The sequence below is a fragment of the Oceanobacillus jordanicus genome, from assembly GCF_022095695.1.
Taxonomy (GTDB): Bacteria; Bacillota; Bacilli; order Bacillales; family Amphibacillaceae; genus Oceanobacillus_B; species Oceanobacillus_B jordanicus.
In genome coordinates this window covers 61,903-74,735 of the sequence record NZ_JAIFZM010000019.1, presented here as the reverse complement: position 1 = coordinate 74,735, position 12,833 = coordinate 61,903, and the positions used below count along the sequence as shown (strand labels likewise).

Genomic DNA, 12,833 nt, shown 5'->3' with positions numbered 1-12,833 from the left:
GAAAAACAGAAAGTCTGTTTTTCCTTGACATACTAGTTGTTCTGTTCAGTTTTCAAAGAGCGAATTAAGTCTCTGTCGTTTTTTGCGACAAGATATAATTTATCATGTTTTCAATTGAATGTCAACATGTTTTTAAAATTATTTTCTAAAGACTGTGTTGCGTGTTTTGTTGTTTATTGACAACAGAAAATAATATAGCATATAAAAATCATAAGATCAATAGATATTTTAAAAAAACTTATATTTTTATGAAGTTCCCTTTCTCCATACAATAACATAAATGCTTTAGTATTGCTTAACACACTACAATTGACTGTCCATGTGAGATAAAAGAATTTTAAACCATGGTTTCTAGAATCATACCGTTGTTATCCTTTCCTCTACAAGTTAGATACTATTATATTCAATAGAAAAAACTCACATTTCGTCGTTTTTTTCCGAATGTATATGTTTTTCTTCTTCTTGAGACTTACAAAATTACTTTTTCGTCATTGCTTCCAAACTAAAATTTTTATACTTTCCTAGTTTGAAAAGAAAAAACCGCCACTGTGATGGCGATTATTGTTTATTGGTTACCACTGCGTTTAGGCATGTATTTTAAGCATTCCTTTTCGCTGGCCACCCTGCGGAACAATTGAAATAACAGATGGTACCTTTCCCCCATCGACCGTTTAAGCTTATGATCAATACGATGATCTTCCAAGTCCATTAGCAATTCTTCTAGTTCACGTTTTAAAAGATACTCAACTTCCTTTTGTTCCATTTCGTTAATTAGTAAACCTAACATGTATTCACCTCAAATTTCTTTTTTCTTTAATAACACTTCTTTTTCTCATTTATCTTGATCAAAGTTCGATACTTAAGTATGCGTACCCTATCATATCTATTCGTTAAACATGCCGAATTTTGTCGGTACAAAATGACTTCGTGCATCGATCACAATATCATAAGATTACTATTCCCACTTTTTCTTGTTTTTCATCCATATTTCCCTATTCTTTCTTTATTAGCTACTTTTTAGTCAGTTCTAGAATAGGTTCTTCGCTGCATATGATATAAAAAAGGACAAGTATTTAGGAGGGGTAAGCTTGCAGCATTTTTACGTCTTGAAGGCTAACAGATGGAAACGCTGGCTAGTTATTGTACTGTTTGCCTTGTTTACTGCTACGTTTGTTTGGTTCGAGCGTGACGGGACTTTTTCAGTTTTTTCGAGTGATACACCTCAGGCGCTAACAAAAGGGAATGCGAATGAAACAGACATCGCACTTACATTCAATATCAGCTGGGGGGAAGATAAAGTACACGACATCTTAAAACAACTTGAGGACAAGCAAGTCCAGGCTACATTCTTCGTTAGCGGAGAATGGGCGGAGAGGCACCCAGATATATTGAAACGAATCACAGAAGGAAAACATGAACTAGGAATGCTTGGTTACCGTTATAAAAGCTATTTAAAAATGGAACCAGATCAAATAAGAAGTGATTTAAATAAAGCAGAAGAGACGTTTACTAAACTGGGTTATGAAGACATTAGCCTTCTCCGACCACCTAGCGGCCAGTTCAACAAAGACACAATTGAATTGGCAACAAACCTGGGCTTTACTGTCGTGCACTGGAATGTTAACTCAAATGACTGGACCAATCCTGGTACAGACAAGATTATCGATAATGTAATGAAACATACGGAAAATGGTGATATTCTCCTCATGCACGCCTCAGACTCTGCTAAGCAGACTGCTGGTGCTCTAGAGAAGATCCTGCCGGGACTAAAAAACAAAGGCTTCTCTTTTATTCCAATTAGCGAGTTACAAAGCCAAGCACATGCTGAATCCAAAGTAGTAGAATAAAATGAAGAAAACCTGCTGTAGAAAATCCACAGCAGGTTTTTAGTTCACGTTATTTCTTTTTACCCTTTGTGTCTCCGGCCATTTCCGCTGGCTTGCCTGGGTTAATGCGATGTAATGTGAGCAGTTGATATGTATTACATACTAATAAGGTTACAATCATAAGGACTGCATAATCTGTTCCCTCGGTATTTAATCCAGGAATCCATTCTAGTGTCGTCATAACCACCATAAAAAATAAAGCTGGAATGAAGGCACGCTTATTCGTTTCTTGCGCTTTTATTCGCGCAACAAACCAACCATATCCCAGAAGTGCTACAGACATCAACAAATACCAAATTATAGAGACTTCACCATCTGTGGCCTGATAAGGGAAATACACCAAATCAAATACCACAAAAGCAATAAGAAGCACTTGCACGGTTGGCCAGTAACCACGAAATAGTCCTAAACCAAGACGGTTGATAAACAAGTAAGCAAAAAAGCCAGTCTGGCTAATAGCACTAAATACGAGCCCTATCCCAATAAAAAAGACAATCAGTCCAATTAACTCCATAAAATTGAATGGAGTAAGGTTACTACTATATTGCTCCGACATTACAAAAAAGCTGGTTATTAATCCGGCTAATCCTCCTAAAAATAGGGTTTTGATAAAGAAATTCACCAATTTTCTACTATTCAAAACAACTTCCTCCCACTATGTATGCAAAAAAGATAAAATTTTACGCAAATGCTTACATGAGTAGTTTATCATGATGGAAGACATTTTTCCTTAACCTTGCGCATATTTTTCTTTTTCGACACTCATATTAAAGGTGTAGAGGAAGGAGGAACTCCAATGAACCGTTTATTATTAATTACCGTTCTTACCCTAACTGCCTTGTTCATTACCGCATGTAGTGGAGGCAGTGCCTCTGGAGAAGAAGGGGATTATGAGGCAACAAAGAAAATGGTTGTCGATATATTACAGACTGAGGATGGCAAGAAAGCCCTCGGCGAAATCATGACAGATGAAAAGATGAAACAAGAGCTCGTTATTCAATCTGATGTTGTAAAGAAATCTATAAATGAAACCCTTGGGTCAGAAAAAGGGGCTGAAATGTGGTCCACCTTATTTAAAGATCCCAAATTTGTTGAAGGTTATGCAAAATCGATGGAAGAAGAACAAAAGAAATTAATGAAAAGCTTAATGAATGATTCTGACTATCAGAAGCAAATGTTAGAGCTTTTGCAAAACCCCGAAATTACAGATCAAATGCTTAGTACCTTAAAGGGACAGGAATTCCGCTCCCATCTTGAGGAAACAATACAGCAAACACTGGAAACCCCTACGTTTCAGGCAAAAATGCAAGACATTCTTTTGAAGGCTGCCGAGAAACAGGGAAGTGGGGAACAAGAAGGTGGCGGGGGATCACAACAAGAAAGTAGTGGCGGTGGCGGTGGTGGCGACCAATCTGGAGGCGGTGGTGGAGGGAGCAGTTAGATGCTCTTCCACATCACTCGAGTACTTAACATGGAATACACCAAAAGAGATCACAAGTCACCCAAAAGTAAAAACAGAGCGGAGGCACATTGCACCCGCTCTGTTTGAAATCATACCTATTGTTTTATTCTTCCATTTTGGCGACGACTTTCGACGCAATTTTATGGTATTCCTGTCCAATTGGATGGTCTTGCTGGTAGATGGAAGGTGCGAAAACATCTTCTTCCTCATAAGGCTGCTGGAGTGGAAGTTGACCAAGCACTTTTGTATTCAATGCTTCAGCAAGCTTCTTCCCGCCACCTTGCCCAAAGACATACTCTTTTTCTCCTGTCTTTTTGCTTTCAAAGTATGCCATGTTCTCTACAACTCCAAGGATTTCGTGATCCGTCTTTAGTGCCATTTGTCCGGCACGCGCCGCTACGAACGCTGCTGTCGGATGTGGAGTTGTCACAATGACTTCCTTACAGCTTGGTAACAAGGAGTGAACATCCATCGCAATGTCCCCTGTTCCAGGTGGTAAATCAAGCAAGAGATAGTCCAAGTCGCCCCACTCTACTTCCTTGAAGAAACTGTTAATCATTTTACCAAGCATTGGTCCACGCCAAATAATTGGTGAGTTGTCCTCAACGAAAAAGCCCATCGATACTACTTTCACACCAAAACGCTCGACAGGAATTATTTTTTCTGCGCGAACTACCGGACGTTCCTCGATACCCATCATATCCGGAACACTGAAGCCATAAATATCTGCATCAATAACGCCAACTTTTTTACCAAGACGCATAAGGGACATTGCAAGATTCACGGTAACTGTTGATTTTCCAACTCCACCTTTTCCACTTGCAACTGCAATAAACTTGGTATCTGTATTGCCGCCCATTAACGATGCTTCCTTAGACTCTTCTACTGCCGACTGATACTTCTTAATTACATCATCAGGCAATTGTTCAAAACGAAGACCTACGGTAGTGGCACCATTCTTTTTCAATATGCCAACGATTTCTTGTTGTAGTTGCATCTGCTCAGCAGTATTGGTTTTCCCAATGGCAACCTTGACACTAACATGGTTCTTTTCTTCCTTTATGGTTACTTCTTTGATCCCTTCTGTTTCTTCGAGCGATCTATGTAAAAATGGATCCTTAACAGGATTTAGTAATTGGATTATTTCGTCCTTTTTCAACACAATACGTCACCATCCTTTTCCAGCTATTGTGTATTCCTACACTCATGGCTAGTATAACATAATTCAGCTAAAATCTAAGTGATATGAATTATCGCTGGATTAGGATTGGTCACCCTTTCATTCTTCCTCCTCTTTAGGATCCTCCGTTACATAGCGTAGAATCCCCTCATAAATACTTGCTGACATTTGTTGTTGGTAGTCAACTTGTTTTAACAATTCTCTCTCTGATTCATTTGATAAGAACCCAATTTCCACTAACGCTCCTGGCACCTCTGCATGTTTTAGTAAATAGATACCATTAATCGCCATCGGTTCTCTTGTCGTATTTTCCATATTACGAATAATTTCCGACTGAATCATACTTGCAAGGTGTTTGTTCTCATCAAATTGAGGATAATAGAATGTCTGTGCCCCTCGCCATTTTGTGGAAGGCAGGGCATTTAAATGGATAGTCAGAAAAAAGTCTGGTTCCTTTTCATGGATAAACTCAAGACGCTTTCGAATATCTGCTGCTTTTCTTCTCGCAAGTCCTTTTGTATCCGTTTCAGCCAAATCCTTATCTGATTCCCTTGTTAAGTAGACCATTGCGCCAGACTGTTGCAAATAGTCCTGTACTTGTTTTGAAACTTCAAGAGATATATCCTTTTCAAGTGTATTATCTTTCCCAACTGCTCCTCCATCAGGTCCACCATGCCCTGGATCAATGACAATCGTCTTCCCTGATAAAGGTAACGACCATGAAGATGTACTCCATTCTACGTCACCCTTTGTTAATGGCAATTGAATTAAGAATACTAATAAAAGCATCCCTATCCCCCAGATTACAAACTTAATTCCCCGCTTCATTTGCCTGTCCCCTTTATCGTAAATTCCCTTAGGAACATTCTATGGGACAAGACACTGTAATATGACGATCAAAAGCGCAAAGTGCCGATTGAAAACGTACTACTTGGTTGATTGAATCGATGACACATAAGCTTTACCATAGGTGATATACTACTATTACGCACATACCGTGTTTAAGCTATCTTACGTTTCATTTCAAAATAGTAGTGGTATTATTAAAATAAGTTAATTATAGGAAGGGGTATTCTATGGATTGGCTCGGAATAGGCGTAACAGTTATTGGTGTCGCATTTTTAGTATTGGTTATCGTATTAATAAAGCCATTAAATAAGTTGGCAGGCGTTTTAGGGGGATTACAAAAAACTACAGATAACCTCCCTACACAGGTAGATGAAATGATGTCTCAGGCGAAGGATGCGTTGCAAACCGGCAACGACACATTATCGCAAATAAACACTCAAATAAAGGAGCTAAGCCCTATCTTCCATACAATTGGAGATGCTGGCAGAGCTACAAATCATTTATCTACATCGATTGCAGACAAGGTAATGAATGTTAAAACAGACACTGCAGAAGGCCGTTCCTTTATAACAAAGCATGATCTTGAAGGACTTTATGGACTAGGTACACTAATTTACTATATCGTTCAAAAGAGAAAAAGCGAAGAACGCCTTTAGAAGAATAGGCTGAAATAAAAAAATCCCCATTATGGGGATTTTTTTATTTTGATACTTTATTATTGATCTCGCTTTTAATGTTCTTTAACTGCTCGTCACGTTGCTTTCCAGCTTCGTAAAGTTTTCTCTCAGCTTGTTTCAACTTCTCGAGAAGTGACTTGTTCTCTTCAAGGGTGCTTCGCTTTTCTTTACTGTTTTTAACAAACCAACCAGCAGCAACGCCGGCTCCGCCTGCTAGAATAGATCCCAGAACCTTATTCATCGGATTCACGACCAGCTACTCCACCTTGCTCCGCTTTCTTTTGCTGTCTTCTCTTCTGAAGCCAATAATAACCAAGCGCGAATGATCCATAGGCACCGCCAAGTTTATTTTTCTTTGTTACCTCGTTTGCTTCTCCAGTCTTCATTTTTAAAGAATCAGTTACATCCACTAAAGATGAAGAAAATTTACGAGTAACATTCCCAACATCTCCCATAATATAAAACATTGGGCTTAATTGCTGCATCTTATCATTAATATCCCGAAGTGTATGATTGCTCTCCTCGATAAGACTACCAGTCTCTTTTAAGATATCATCCATTTGCTTTGGAAATTGATTGACTGTTTTCTCTACTCCTTGTAAAACCCCAGCCAAGTTATTTAGTACATGTGCTACGAAAATGGCTATTACAATAAAGGCAACACCGATAAGTAATACGCCGACTCCAGTTAATGTCATATTATCTTTCCTCTCTCCCTGATGGATTTATTGGCACAAGCTGTGTTTTATTTTGAACCATTAGCTCATTTTTCTTGCTCGATTTCTTTGTTTTTTTAAACATATTAAATACTGTTAAAGCTGCCTCACTCCACCTAATGGCTTCCTGAAACGGTTTCGTTTTTTCCTGCATTTCCTGATCAGACAGCGTTGTATAATTGCTTTGGATAAATTCATTGGTTGTGTTTACCGTTGTGCCTACATGATCAACAGTATCAAACACATTATTGGTTGCATTTAATTTTTCCTGAATATCATCAATTGTTGCCCCGGTCCCCCGGATGGTCTCCTTTAATGGTGGAGTAATGTACTGAAGTTCTTTTTCGAATTCCCCAAGCGTGTTACCCATCGATTTAATGGTATCCGATAGTCGCTTCAATACAATGGCTATGTATACAGAAACGATTGCAAACGCTAGAGAGAGTAATAAAATTGCTAGATAGAATATTCCTTCCATTGAAAACCCTCCTTCTTAATTGCATTATACCACTACCCTACCAAAATAAAACGTGAAGCCCCTTACGATTGAATGATTAACATGAAGGGTATAGAAAAAGAAACACGTGGTTTGGAGGTTAGCATATGAAAAAAGTAAAAGCATATGGGAAAAAGTTTATAGAGCAATTTCAAAAAGATAATGTCCCAATTCTTTCGGCCGCGCAAGCCTATTACTATTTTCTTTCCATTTTCCCTTTAATTGTGGTTTGTTTTGCATTAATACCGTATTTTAACATAAATCCTCAAGATGCTGTGACCTTTATAGGCAATATCCTCCCGAGCGAGATTGCCAGTGTCTTTGAAGAAAATATTGTGAGTCTTGTGGATACCCAAAGAGGTGGTTTGCTTACGGTTGGTATTATTGGTGCATTATGGTCCTCATCAGCAGGAATCAATGCTTTTATCAAATCTACAAATGAAGCTTACCATGTGGAAGAAACCCGTAACTTCCTTGTTGTAAGGCTTATCTCATTAGGACTGACACTAGGTATGATTGTGACACTAGTTGTTGCCATCCTTGTTCCCGTTTTCGGTGATGTTATTTTAAGCTTTGTAAGTTCTATCGTTGGGTTTTCGGGGACCATGGAAATATTACTACAAATCTTACGTTGGGCTGTAAGTTTATTGGCAATTACCGGCTTCCTGCTTATTCTGTACAGATTTGCACCAAATAAACGGATTCCTTTTAAGTACATCTTTCCCGGTGCACTCACTGCAAGTATTTTGTGGTTGCTCATTTCACTAGGATTTTCTTTTTACATTAGCAATTTTAGTAACTATTCCGCAACATATGGAAGTCTAGGAGGAATTATTGTACTGATGATCTGGTTCTTCCTAACAGGAATGGTTTTAATGATTGGCGCTGTCGTAAACGTATTAAATTACCGGCACCATCATAGTGTTGAGGAAACAAGTCAAGCCTCTAATATGTAATTAGCAGCGGTAATAAACATTTAAGTATAACCAAAAGAAATCGGCGGGGAGCCGATTTCTTTTTTGTACGTTAGGAATTTATAAAATTTCAGCAAGGAAGTAATGTTGACGTAGTTGAAATTTTGAGGTTCCAAGTATAAGAAAAACGTACACATTCGCTAAAGGATGAGCGAATGCAAGTTTTTCTTATATGGTTTGTCTAGCGTGATAAGAGTCCTGTCACGGCAAATTCCCACCAATTGGTTTCCTTCGGGTTCACAAGCTGTTTCCAGGGTTGCTTCCAAGCCTTCAGAGGTGTTATAAACACAGCATTATCGCGTAGCTGTCCTTCTGGCCCATCTGCCACCCATTCTCCAATCGTCGCGCCTTCTTTTATCTCCTGCATATTATTCATATGGACTCCTGTTACTACCGTTTGTTCTTGTAACTTCCCATCTACGGTCATCTTCCAAACTTTGTTTTGGTAAATATTTTTTTCAAATAGCGTAGCAGCCCCTTCTGCTGATTCCGTCGTGATAACGAGATTCGCATGATATCCAGGCAATAAATCGACTATCGCTTCGCTCTTCTCTGTTTCGTCCGTAGTATCATCTTCTGCTAAGGAAGGATCTTCAAATGTCACACGTAGTGGATAAATACTTTCCCCTTCCACAGAAGCTTCTTCTTTTGGTGAATCACTAACCTCTGCTACCGTGCCTTCGAGTAGGGCAGCTACTTCTGACACTTCCACCCTTACTGGGAACCCCTGCTCAATCAGTGGTCTAACTGTCTCTGAAAGTTCACCTTCTGCTTGTAAGACCGTACTTTCAATTGTTAAAAGAGGGTTGTCTAAAGCCTGAGATACTTCCTTTACCCTTCCTTCAAACGGACTTTCAACTGTTATTGTGTCTCCCGTTTCACGAAGCTCTGCGATCTGTGCTTCGACTAAGGCCAGCTCTGCGCCCTTTTGATCTAATTCATTTTGCTTTTCTGTAAGGTACTGCTCTTTCATTAAACTTGCTTCAATAGGGTCCTGCGGAAACTCAACCCGAATCTCCTCGTCATTCACTTCAAATGACGGTGCCGACTCTGTATCTGTTTCTGGTATTTGATAGGCACTAATTGTGGTGATTGCTGTTTCAATGGCTGTTAATTGACTCTCAAGTTTTGCTGCTTCCTCTAGTAAATTTGCTTCGGTTTCATAATAATTATGTACACTGTAGGTAAACAAGGGTTCTCCAACCGATAATTGAGCTCCCTCTTCTACCAGAAATTCGTTGAAAGTTCCGCTCTCCTGATCAAAGTAAATGCGGTTTTTCTCCATAGCCGCTAATACTCCTGGTGTACTTACTGTTTCCTCTAGATCTGACTGGAATACATCGGACCAGTCATGGACATATGCAATTCGATCAACTTTATCCTCTTTATCTAGAAAAACGAGTAAGAAATTGGTGGCGATGAAGAGTAGCACGACGAGCTGTATAAGACGCTTTTTTCTTTTTCTCATTGTCCAAACCACCTGTTAATCATGTATTGATCCATATAAGCAAGTAGAGCTGTCAGCAACCAAAAGAAGAAATGGAAAAGGAGGACATAGCCCCACACCCATTGTTTTTTGATTTCTGTAAGATTTCGGATGTAACGCACTTGAAACCAGATAATCCATAATTGAAAGAGCGATATTGCCCCGAAAAAGTAAATAAGCCAAGGGATCTCCGTAAAGTAAGAAGCAATGATGCCAAACGAAACTGGCGATACATACCAATCAAGGCCATTAAAAACTGCCAAGGGAATCCAAATGGCCCGCTCTACCAACAATACGAAGAGCACGACCTGTTGCATAATGATTAATTTTTTATATGGTATATCTGTTAGCAATGAGAAATATAGAGATGGAATAAATAATATAAACACGGCAAATAGTAGTCCAAATATTAGCCTTCCAGCGAGAAACCAAAACTTTTGTTGCTCATAGGCCCGTAGGTCAAGGCTCTGTGCTTGTGGCGAGAGGAGGTTTGTCCCCATTCCTAAATAAGCCATGTAACCGTAAAGGATAAGGCTAAGCAAGATAAGTAAAACGTTCACTTTCCAAACGCGTTTTATGCTCTCTGCTTCTTTCACTCTAATTAAATGATCATCCATGGAAAATAAAAATCGAAGAAGGTTATTATGATAGGTCATCCGCTACATTCCTTTTCTTTGTCACAATCATAGTAAATTTTAAATATTTCTTCAATTTTATCGTACAATTACGTAAAAATCTATTGTTTTTGTAAATTATTGTTAGATTTTCCCGGTTCTTATGACACATTCCACCAAAAGGCCTAGTTTTATTACAGGTTGCTTTCAGCTTGGTTAGAAACAAGTTTTATTTTGGCCCAATTTGCCGCTTCGAAAATAAACTGCGTCTTCCGCGGACTCGCGCTAAGCCTCGGGCCAACAGGACGTTGGTCACAAAGGCGTTGGCACAGGAGGTGGCGTTCTTAGCCTTTGTTCCTTTATTTATGCTGTGGGGTCTTAACGTCTTCGCTTTCCCGCAGGAGTCTACGCGTTTTTTCTCCGCTATCTTTCACCGCATTTATTAAGCCTCTCTTCAAGAGATCTTGTATTTTGTATTTACATTCGAGAATCACTCAAAAAGCCGAACAGTGATTCAGAATCCTTGGTCACCCAATTAGGATTTGAATTTGTTCGGCTTGTGACATTCGCTATATACTTTTCAATAGTAATTTTTTCAATAACGGGGCGAAGTGGTCTGGTAGTTCGGATACGGCGGGGACGATGATTTTTTCTCGACCGTAGATGTTTTTCATTAAGACTTCATCCCGCTCCTCTACTTCTCCATCGGATAAAAACATTCCAATAACTTCTATTCCTCTTTTTCTTGCTTCTGAGACGGCTAGGTTTGTGTCGACAATTCCATTTTGGTTGTAGTTGGCTGCTGCTGGCTCTCCGTCAGAGAAAACGAGCAGGAATCGATTCTTCTCCCGACGTTTTTCTAGTTCTTGGGCAGCAACGCGAATACTAAAGCCATCTCGATTATCCTCTCTGGCTTCGAGCTGCATAATCTTCGCGCCATTTTCTTTGTATAGCGAATCCTGGAAAGAGTGGATCACATGGAAATAATTCGGTTGATAGTTTTCCCGTACATCCATGGCGTCTTCCCAGAAACCTATAATAGAATGTGGTATTTTAAAGGTCTTCAACACTTCATGGAAGAGTGCAATCCCATGTCTTGTTTCCTCCATCTTTCCTTGCATCGACGCGGAGCAATCGACAAGCAATGTAAAGGCAGCATCGAACTCTTTGGATTCCTGATTTTTTTTGTAAAAAATTCTAGGCTTCTCTTCTAACACGAGTGGCAATAGCTTTTTGGATAGACGACCTGCCATGAGATCTTTTCTCGGTGCATTCTTTTTATGCTCAATCGTTTTTTTAATAATGGTTGCAAGCTTCCGTTTATACGGTTCGATAGCATGAAGAATCTCTTGATAGCTACCTCTTTCTTCTGAAGTAGGGTTTTCTGCCTCTTCTATTATCTTAACGGCATCTTTGTTTTCTTCGCCAAATTGATTCTCTGCAGATGCACCTTTATTTGATTCTTGCTTATCCAGTGCGTCTAGCTCTGAGTAATCTTTATTTCGCGTTTGCTGGGATGAACCTTGGATGGAACCCATGGCCTGGTCTGCATCTTCTGTTTCCCTTGCACCTCCACCTTTGATGTTTGTCTTGGTGCCTACTTCCAATTCAAACTGAAGAAAGGTCTGTTTACGGTCATTGTTTTCATTTTCCCTATGCCAGGTGGAAAATTCCTCATCAATATACTCGTTATTCTCTTCGTCTACTTCCTCGCTGTCATCATTGGCTAATTCATCCGTTCTAGTCAACTCATCAAACAAGGTGTTTTTCGTATAGTTTTCCAAATGACCAACCGGGAACACGAAGTATTCATCAATCATATCGTTGTAGTCCTGATGAACACGATACACAACTTGTTCTGCGATTCGGGCAACAGCTCTTGTGTCTCTCGCTTCAAATACTTCATATAAGAGTGACTGAATATTAGCTAGCTGGTCTAGCTGTGGTTGCGTCGCTCTTGGAAAGCTTGGCTCAGGACTGTCCGATTGCAAGGATAAATAGATGAGGCAAAATAGCTCATCAAGGGCAAACCCTCTCGTCACATGTGCTGCAAGATCGGTTGTAAACTTATGCCGATAATACTGCTTCCGCATGTCAAAGACCCGTTTGGTCCCTGGGCGTTCTTTTCGAATTTTTTCCTCTAGCCTCAAATCCTCAAACAAGGTAACGAGCTGGGAAGCAAATTTAGGTAACGCAGCTTCTTCCACCGCACTCAGGTATGACTTTAATTCAGGGAGTTTGGAAAAATGCATGGTTCCAATTGTCCTTAAATATATATCTGACTTTAATCCACCTTTTTGCAGCGTAGCAGGCGCCGTATCCCACGTCCTACTTGCCGTGACCTTACTATCGACCATATCGATATATGCTCCGTAGCTGTATTCGAATGTAAGGTCAGCTCTTCTTGCCAGTACGGTAGCAAGATCTTGGAGCTGACGAAATAATAATGTATCCACTTTAGCATCATGGAAACGATACATGGTTCATGCTCCT

The 12,833-nt window shown here is 39.6% G+C and carries 14 protein-coding genes; 4 read left to right on the top strand and 10 right to left on the bottom strand.

Translation table 11 applies throughout. From position 1 onward, the window contains the following. Positions 1 to 565: 565 nt before the first annotated feature. Positions 566 to 787, bottom strand: a complete 222-nt coding sequence (locus tag K3T81_RS17370; RefSeq protein WP_106895450.1) for a hypothetical protein — start codon at positions 785 to 787, stop codon at positions 566 to 568. Positions 788 to 1,088: 301 nt separating this feature from the next. Here K3T81_RS17370 and pdaB point away from each other — a divergent pair, with 301 nt between their 5' ends. Beyond that, the gene (gene pdaB, locus K3T81_RS17365) at positions 1,089 to 1,847 is read left to right on the top strand and encodes a polysaccharide deacetylase family sporulation protein PdaB (RefSeq protein WP_238021241.1); all 759 of its coding nucleotides are present in this window, start codon (positions 1,089 to 1,091) and stop codon (positions 1,845 to 1,847) included. A 49-nt stretch (positions 1,848 to 1,896) separates the two neighbouring features. Here pdaB and K3T81_RS17360 read toward each other — a convergent pair whose 3' ends face one another. Next, positions 1,897 to 2,526, bottom strand: a complete 630-nt coding sequence (locus tag K3T81_RS17360) for a KinB-signaling pathway activation protein (RefSeq protein ID WP_238021233.1) — start codon at positions 2,524 to 2,526, stop codon at positions 1,897 to 1,899. Between the two features lie 156 nt (positions 2,527 to 2,682). On the opposite strand from K3T81_RS17360, the gene gerD reads away from it, so the two are divergent. Beyond that, a complete protein-coding gene (gene gerD, locus K3T81_RS17355; RefSeq protein ID WP_238021232.1) occupies positions 2,683 to 3,327 on the top strand; it encodes a spore germination lipoprotein GerD in 645 nt (214 codons plus the stop codon). A 124-nt stretch (positions 3,328 to 3,451) separates the two neighbouring features. Here gerD and K3T81_RS17350 read toward each other — a convergent pair whose 3' ends face one another. Together K3T81_RS17350 and cwlD are read right to left on the bottom strand one after the other, a co-directional pair. Continuing rightward, a complete protein-coding gene (locus K3T81_RS17350; RefSeq protein ID WP_036576792.1) occupies positions 3,452 to 4,510 on the bottom strand; it encodes an Mrp/NBP35 family ATP-binding protein in 1,059 nt (352 codons plus the stop codon). A gap of 117 nt (positions 4,511 to 4,627) precedes the next feature. Next, positions 4,628 to 5,356 carry an N-acetylmuramoyl-L-alanine amidase CwlD gene (gene cwlD, locus K3T81_RS17345; protein ID WP_238021230.1) on the bottom strand — a complete coding sequence of 243 codons (729 nt, stop codon included), beginning with the start codon at positions 5,354 to 5,356 and terminating at the stop codon, positions 4,628 to 4,630. 248 nt (positions 5,357 to 5,604) lie between these two features. Here cwlD and K3T81_RS17340 point away from each other — a divergent pair, with 248 nt between their 5' ends. Next, complete coding sequence (locus K3T81_RS17340; protein WP_161464367.1) at positions 5,605 to 6,033, top strand: DUF948 domain-containing protein; 429 nt, start codon at positions 5,605 to 5,607, stop codon at positions 6,031 to 6,033. A gap of 43 nt (positions 6,034 to 6,076) precedes the next feature. Here K3T81_RS17340 and K3T81_RS17335 read toward each other — a convergent pair whose 3' ends face one another. The 3 genes from K3T81_RS17335 to K3T81_RS17325 are packed head-to-tail and all read right to left on the bottom strand — an operon-like array spanning position 6,077 to position 7,248. Continuing rightward, a complete protein-coding gene (locus K3T81_RS17335; protein WP_159033174.1) occupies positions 6,077 to 6,304 on the bottom strand; it encodes a hypothetical protein in 228 nt (75 codons plus the stop codon). Further along, a complete protein-coding gene (locus K3T81_RS17330; protein WP_238021221.1) occupies positions 6,288 to 6,752 on the bottom strand; it encodes a DUF948 domain-containing protein in 465 nt (154 codons plus the stop codon). Before K3T81_RS17330 ends, K3T81_RS17335 begins: the two co-directional genes overlap by 17 nt. 1 nt (position 6,753) lies before the next feature. Beyond that, positions 6,754 to 7,248 carry a DUF948 domain-containing protein gene (locus K3T81_RS17325; protein ID WP_238021218.1) on the bottom strand — a complete coding sequence of 165 codons (495 nt, stop codon included), beginning with the start codon at positions 7,246 to 7,248 and terminating at the stop codon, positions 6,754 to 6,756. A gap of 125 nt (positions 7,249 to 7,373) precedes the next feature. Here K3T81_RS17325 and K3T81_RS17320 point away from each other — a divergent pair, with 125 nt between their 5' ends. Then, on the top strand, positions 7,374 to 8,222 hold the full coding sequence (locus K3T81_RS17320) for a YihY/virulence factor BrkB family protein (protein ID WP_238021217.1): 849 nt from the start codon (positions 7,374 to 7,376) through the stop codon (positions 8,220 to 8,222). A 199-nt stretch (positions 8,223 to 8,421) separates the two neighbouring features. Here the strand turns inward: K3T81_RS17320 and K3T81_RS17315 are convergent, their stop codons facing one another. From K3T81_RS17315 to K3T81_RS17305, 3 genes are all read right to left on the bottom strand, one after another. Next, a complete protein-coding gene (locus tag K3T81_RS17315; RefSeq protein ID WP_238021216.1) occupies positions 8,422 to 9,708 on the bottom strand; it encodes an efflux RND transporter periplasmic adaptor subunit in 1,287 nt (428 codons plus the stop codon). Beyond that, positions 9,705 to 10,382: a hypothetical protein gene (locus K3T81_RS17310; protein WP_238021211.1), complete on the bottom strand. Its 678-nt coding sequence runs from the start codon at positions 10,380 to 10,382 to the stop codon at positions 9,705 to 9,707. Before K3T81_RS17310 ends, K3T81_RS17315 begins: the two co-directional genes overlap by 4 nt. Positions 10,383 to 10,909: 527 nt before the next feature. After that, complete coding sequence (locus K3T81_RS17305) at positions 10,910 to 12,820, bottom strand: vWA domain-containing protein (protein ID WP_238021209.1); 1,911 nt, start codon at positions 12,818 to 12,820, stop codon at positions 10,910 to 10,912. Between the last annotated feature and the right edge of the window lie 13 nt (positions 12,821 to 12,833).

What these genes read in the sequence shown, in the direction of transcription:
- K3T81_RS17340 (WP_161464367.1), top strand. Translation starts at nt 5,605, where the DNA reads ATGGATTGGCTCGGAATAGGCGTAACAGTTATTGGTGTCGCATTTTTA.
- K3T81_RS17370 (WP_106895450.1), bottom strand. Translation starts at nt 787, where the DNA reads ATGTTAGGTTTACTAATTAACGAAATGGAACAAAAGGAAGTTGAGTAT.
- K3T81_RS17315 (WP_238021216.1), bottom strand. Translation starts at nt 9,708, where the DNA reads ATGAGAAAAAGAAAAAAGCGTCTTATACAGCTCGTCGTGCTACTCTTC.
- K3T81_RS17305 (WP_238021209.1), bottom strand. Translation starts at nt 12,820, where the DNA reads ATGTATCGTTTCCATGATGCTAAAGTGGATACATTATTATTTCGTCAG.
- K3T81_RS17320 (WP_238021217.1), top strand. Translation starts at nt 7,374, where the DNA reads ATGAAAAAAGTAAAAGCATATGGGAAAAAGTTTATAGAGCAATTTCAA.
- K3T81_RS17310 (WP_238021211.1), bottom strand. Translation starts at nt 10,382, where the DNA reads ATGACCTATCATAATAACCTTCTTCGATTTTTATTTTCCATGGATGAT.
- K3T81_RS17330 (WP_238021221.1), bottom strand. Translation starts at nt 6,752, where the DNA reads ATGACATTAACTGGAGTCGGCGTATTACTTATCGGTGTTGCCTTTATT.
- cwlD (WP_238021230.1), bottom strand. Translation starts at nt 5,356, where the DNA reads ATGAAGCGGGGAATTAAGTTTGTAATCTGGGGGATAGGGATGCTTTTA.
- gerD (WP_238021232.1), top strand. Translation starts at nt 2,683, where the DNA reads ATGAACCGTTTATTATTAATTACCGTTCTTACCCTAACTGCCTTGTTC.
- K3T81_RS17325 (WP_238021218.1), bottom strand. Translation starts at nt 7,248, where the DNA reads ATGGAAGGAATATTCTATCTAGCAATTTTATTACTCTCTCTAGCGTTT.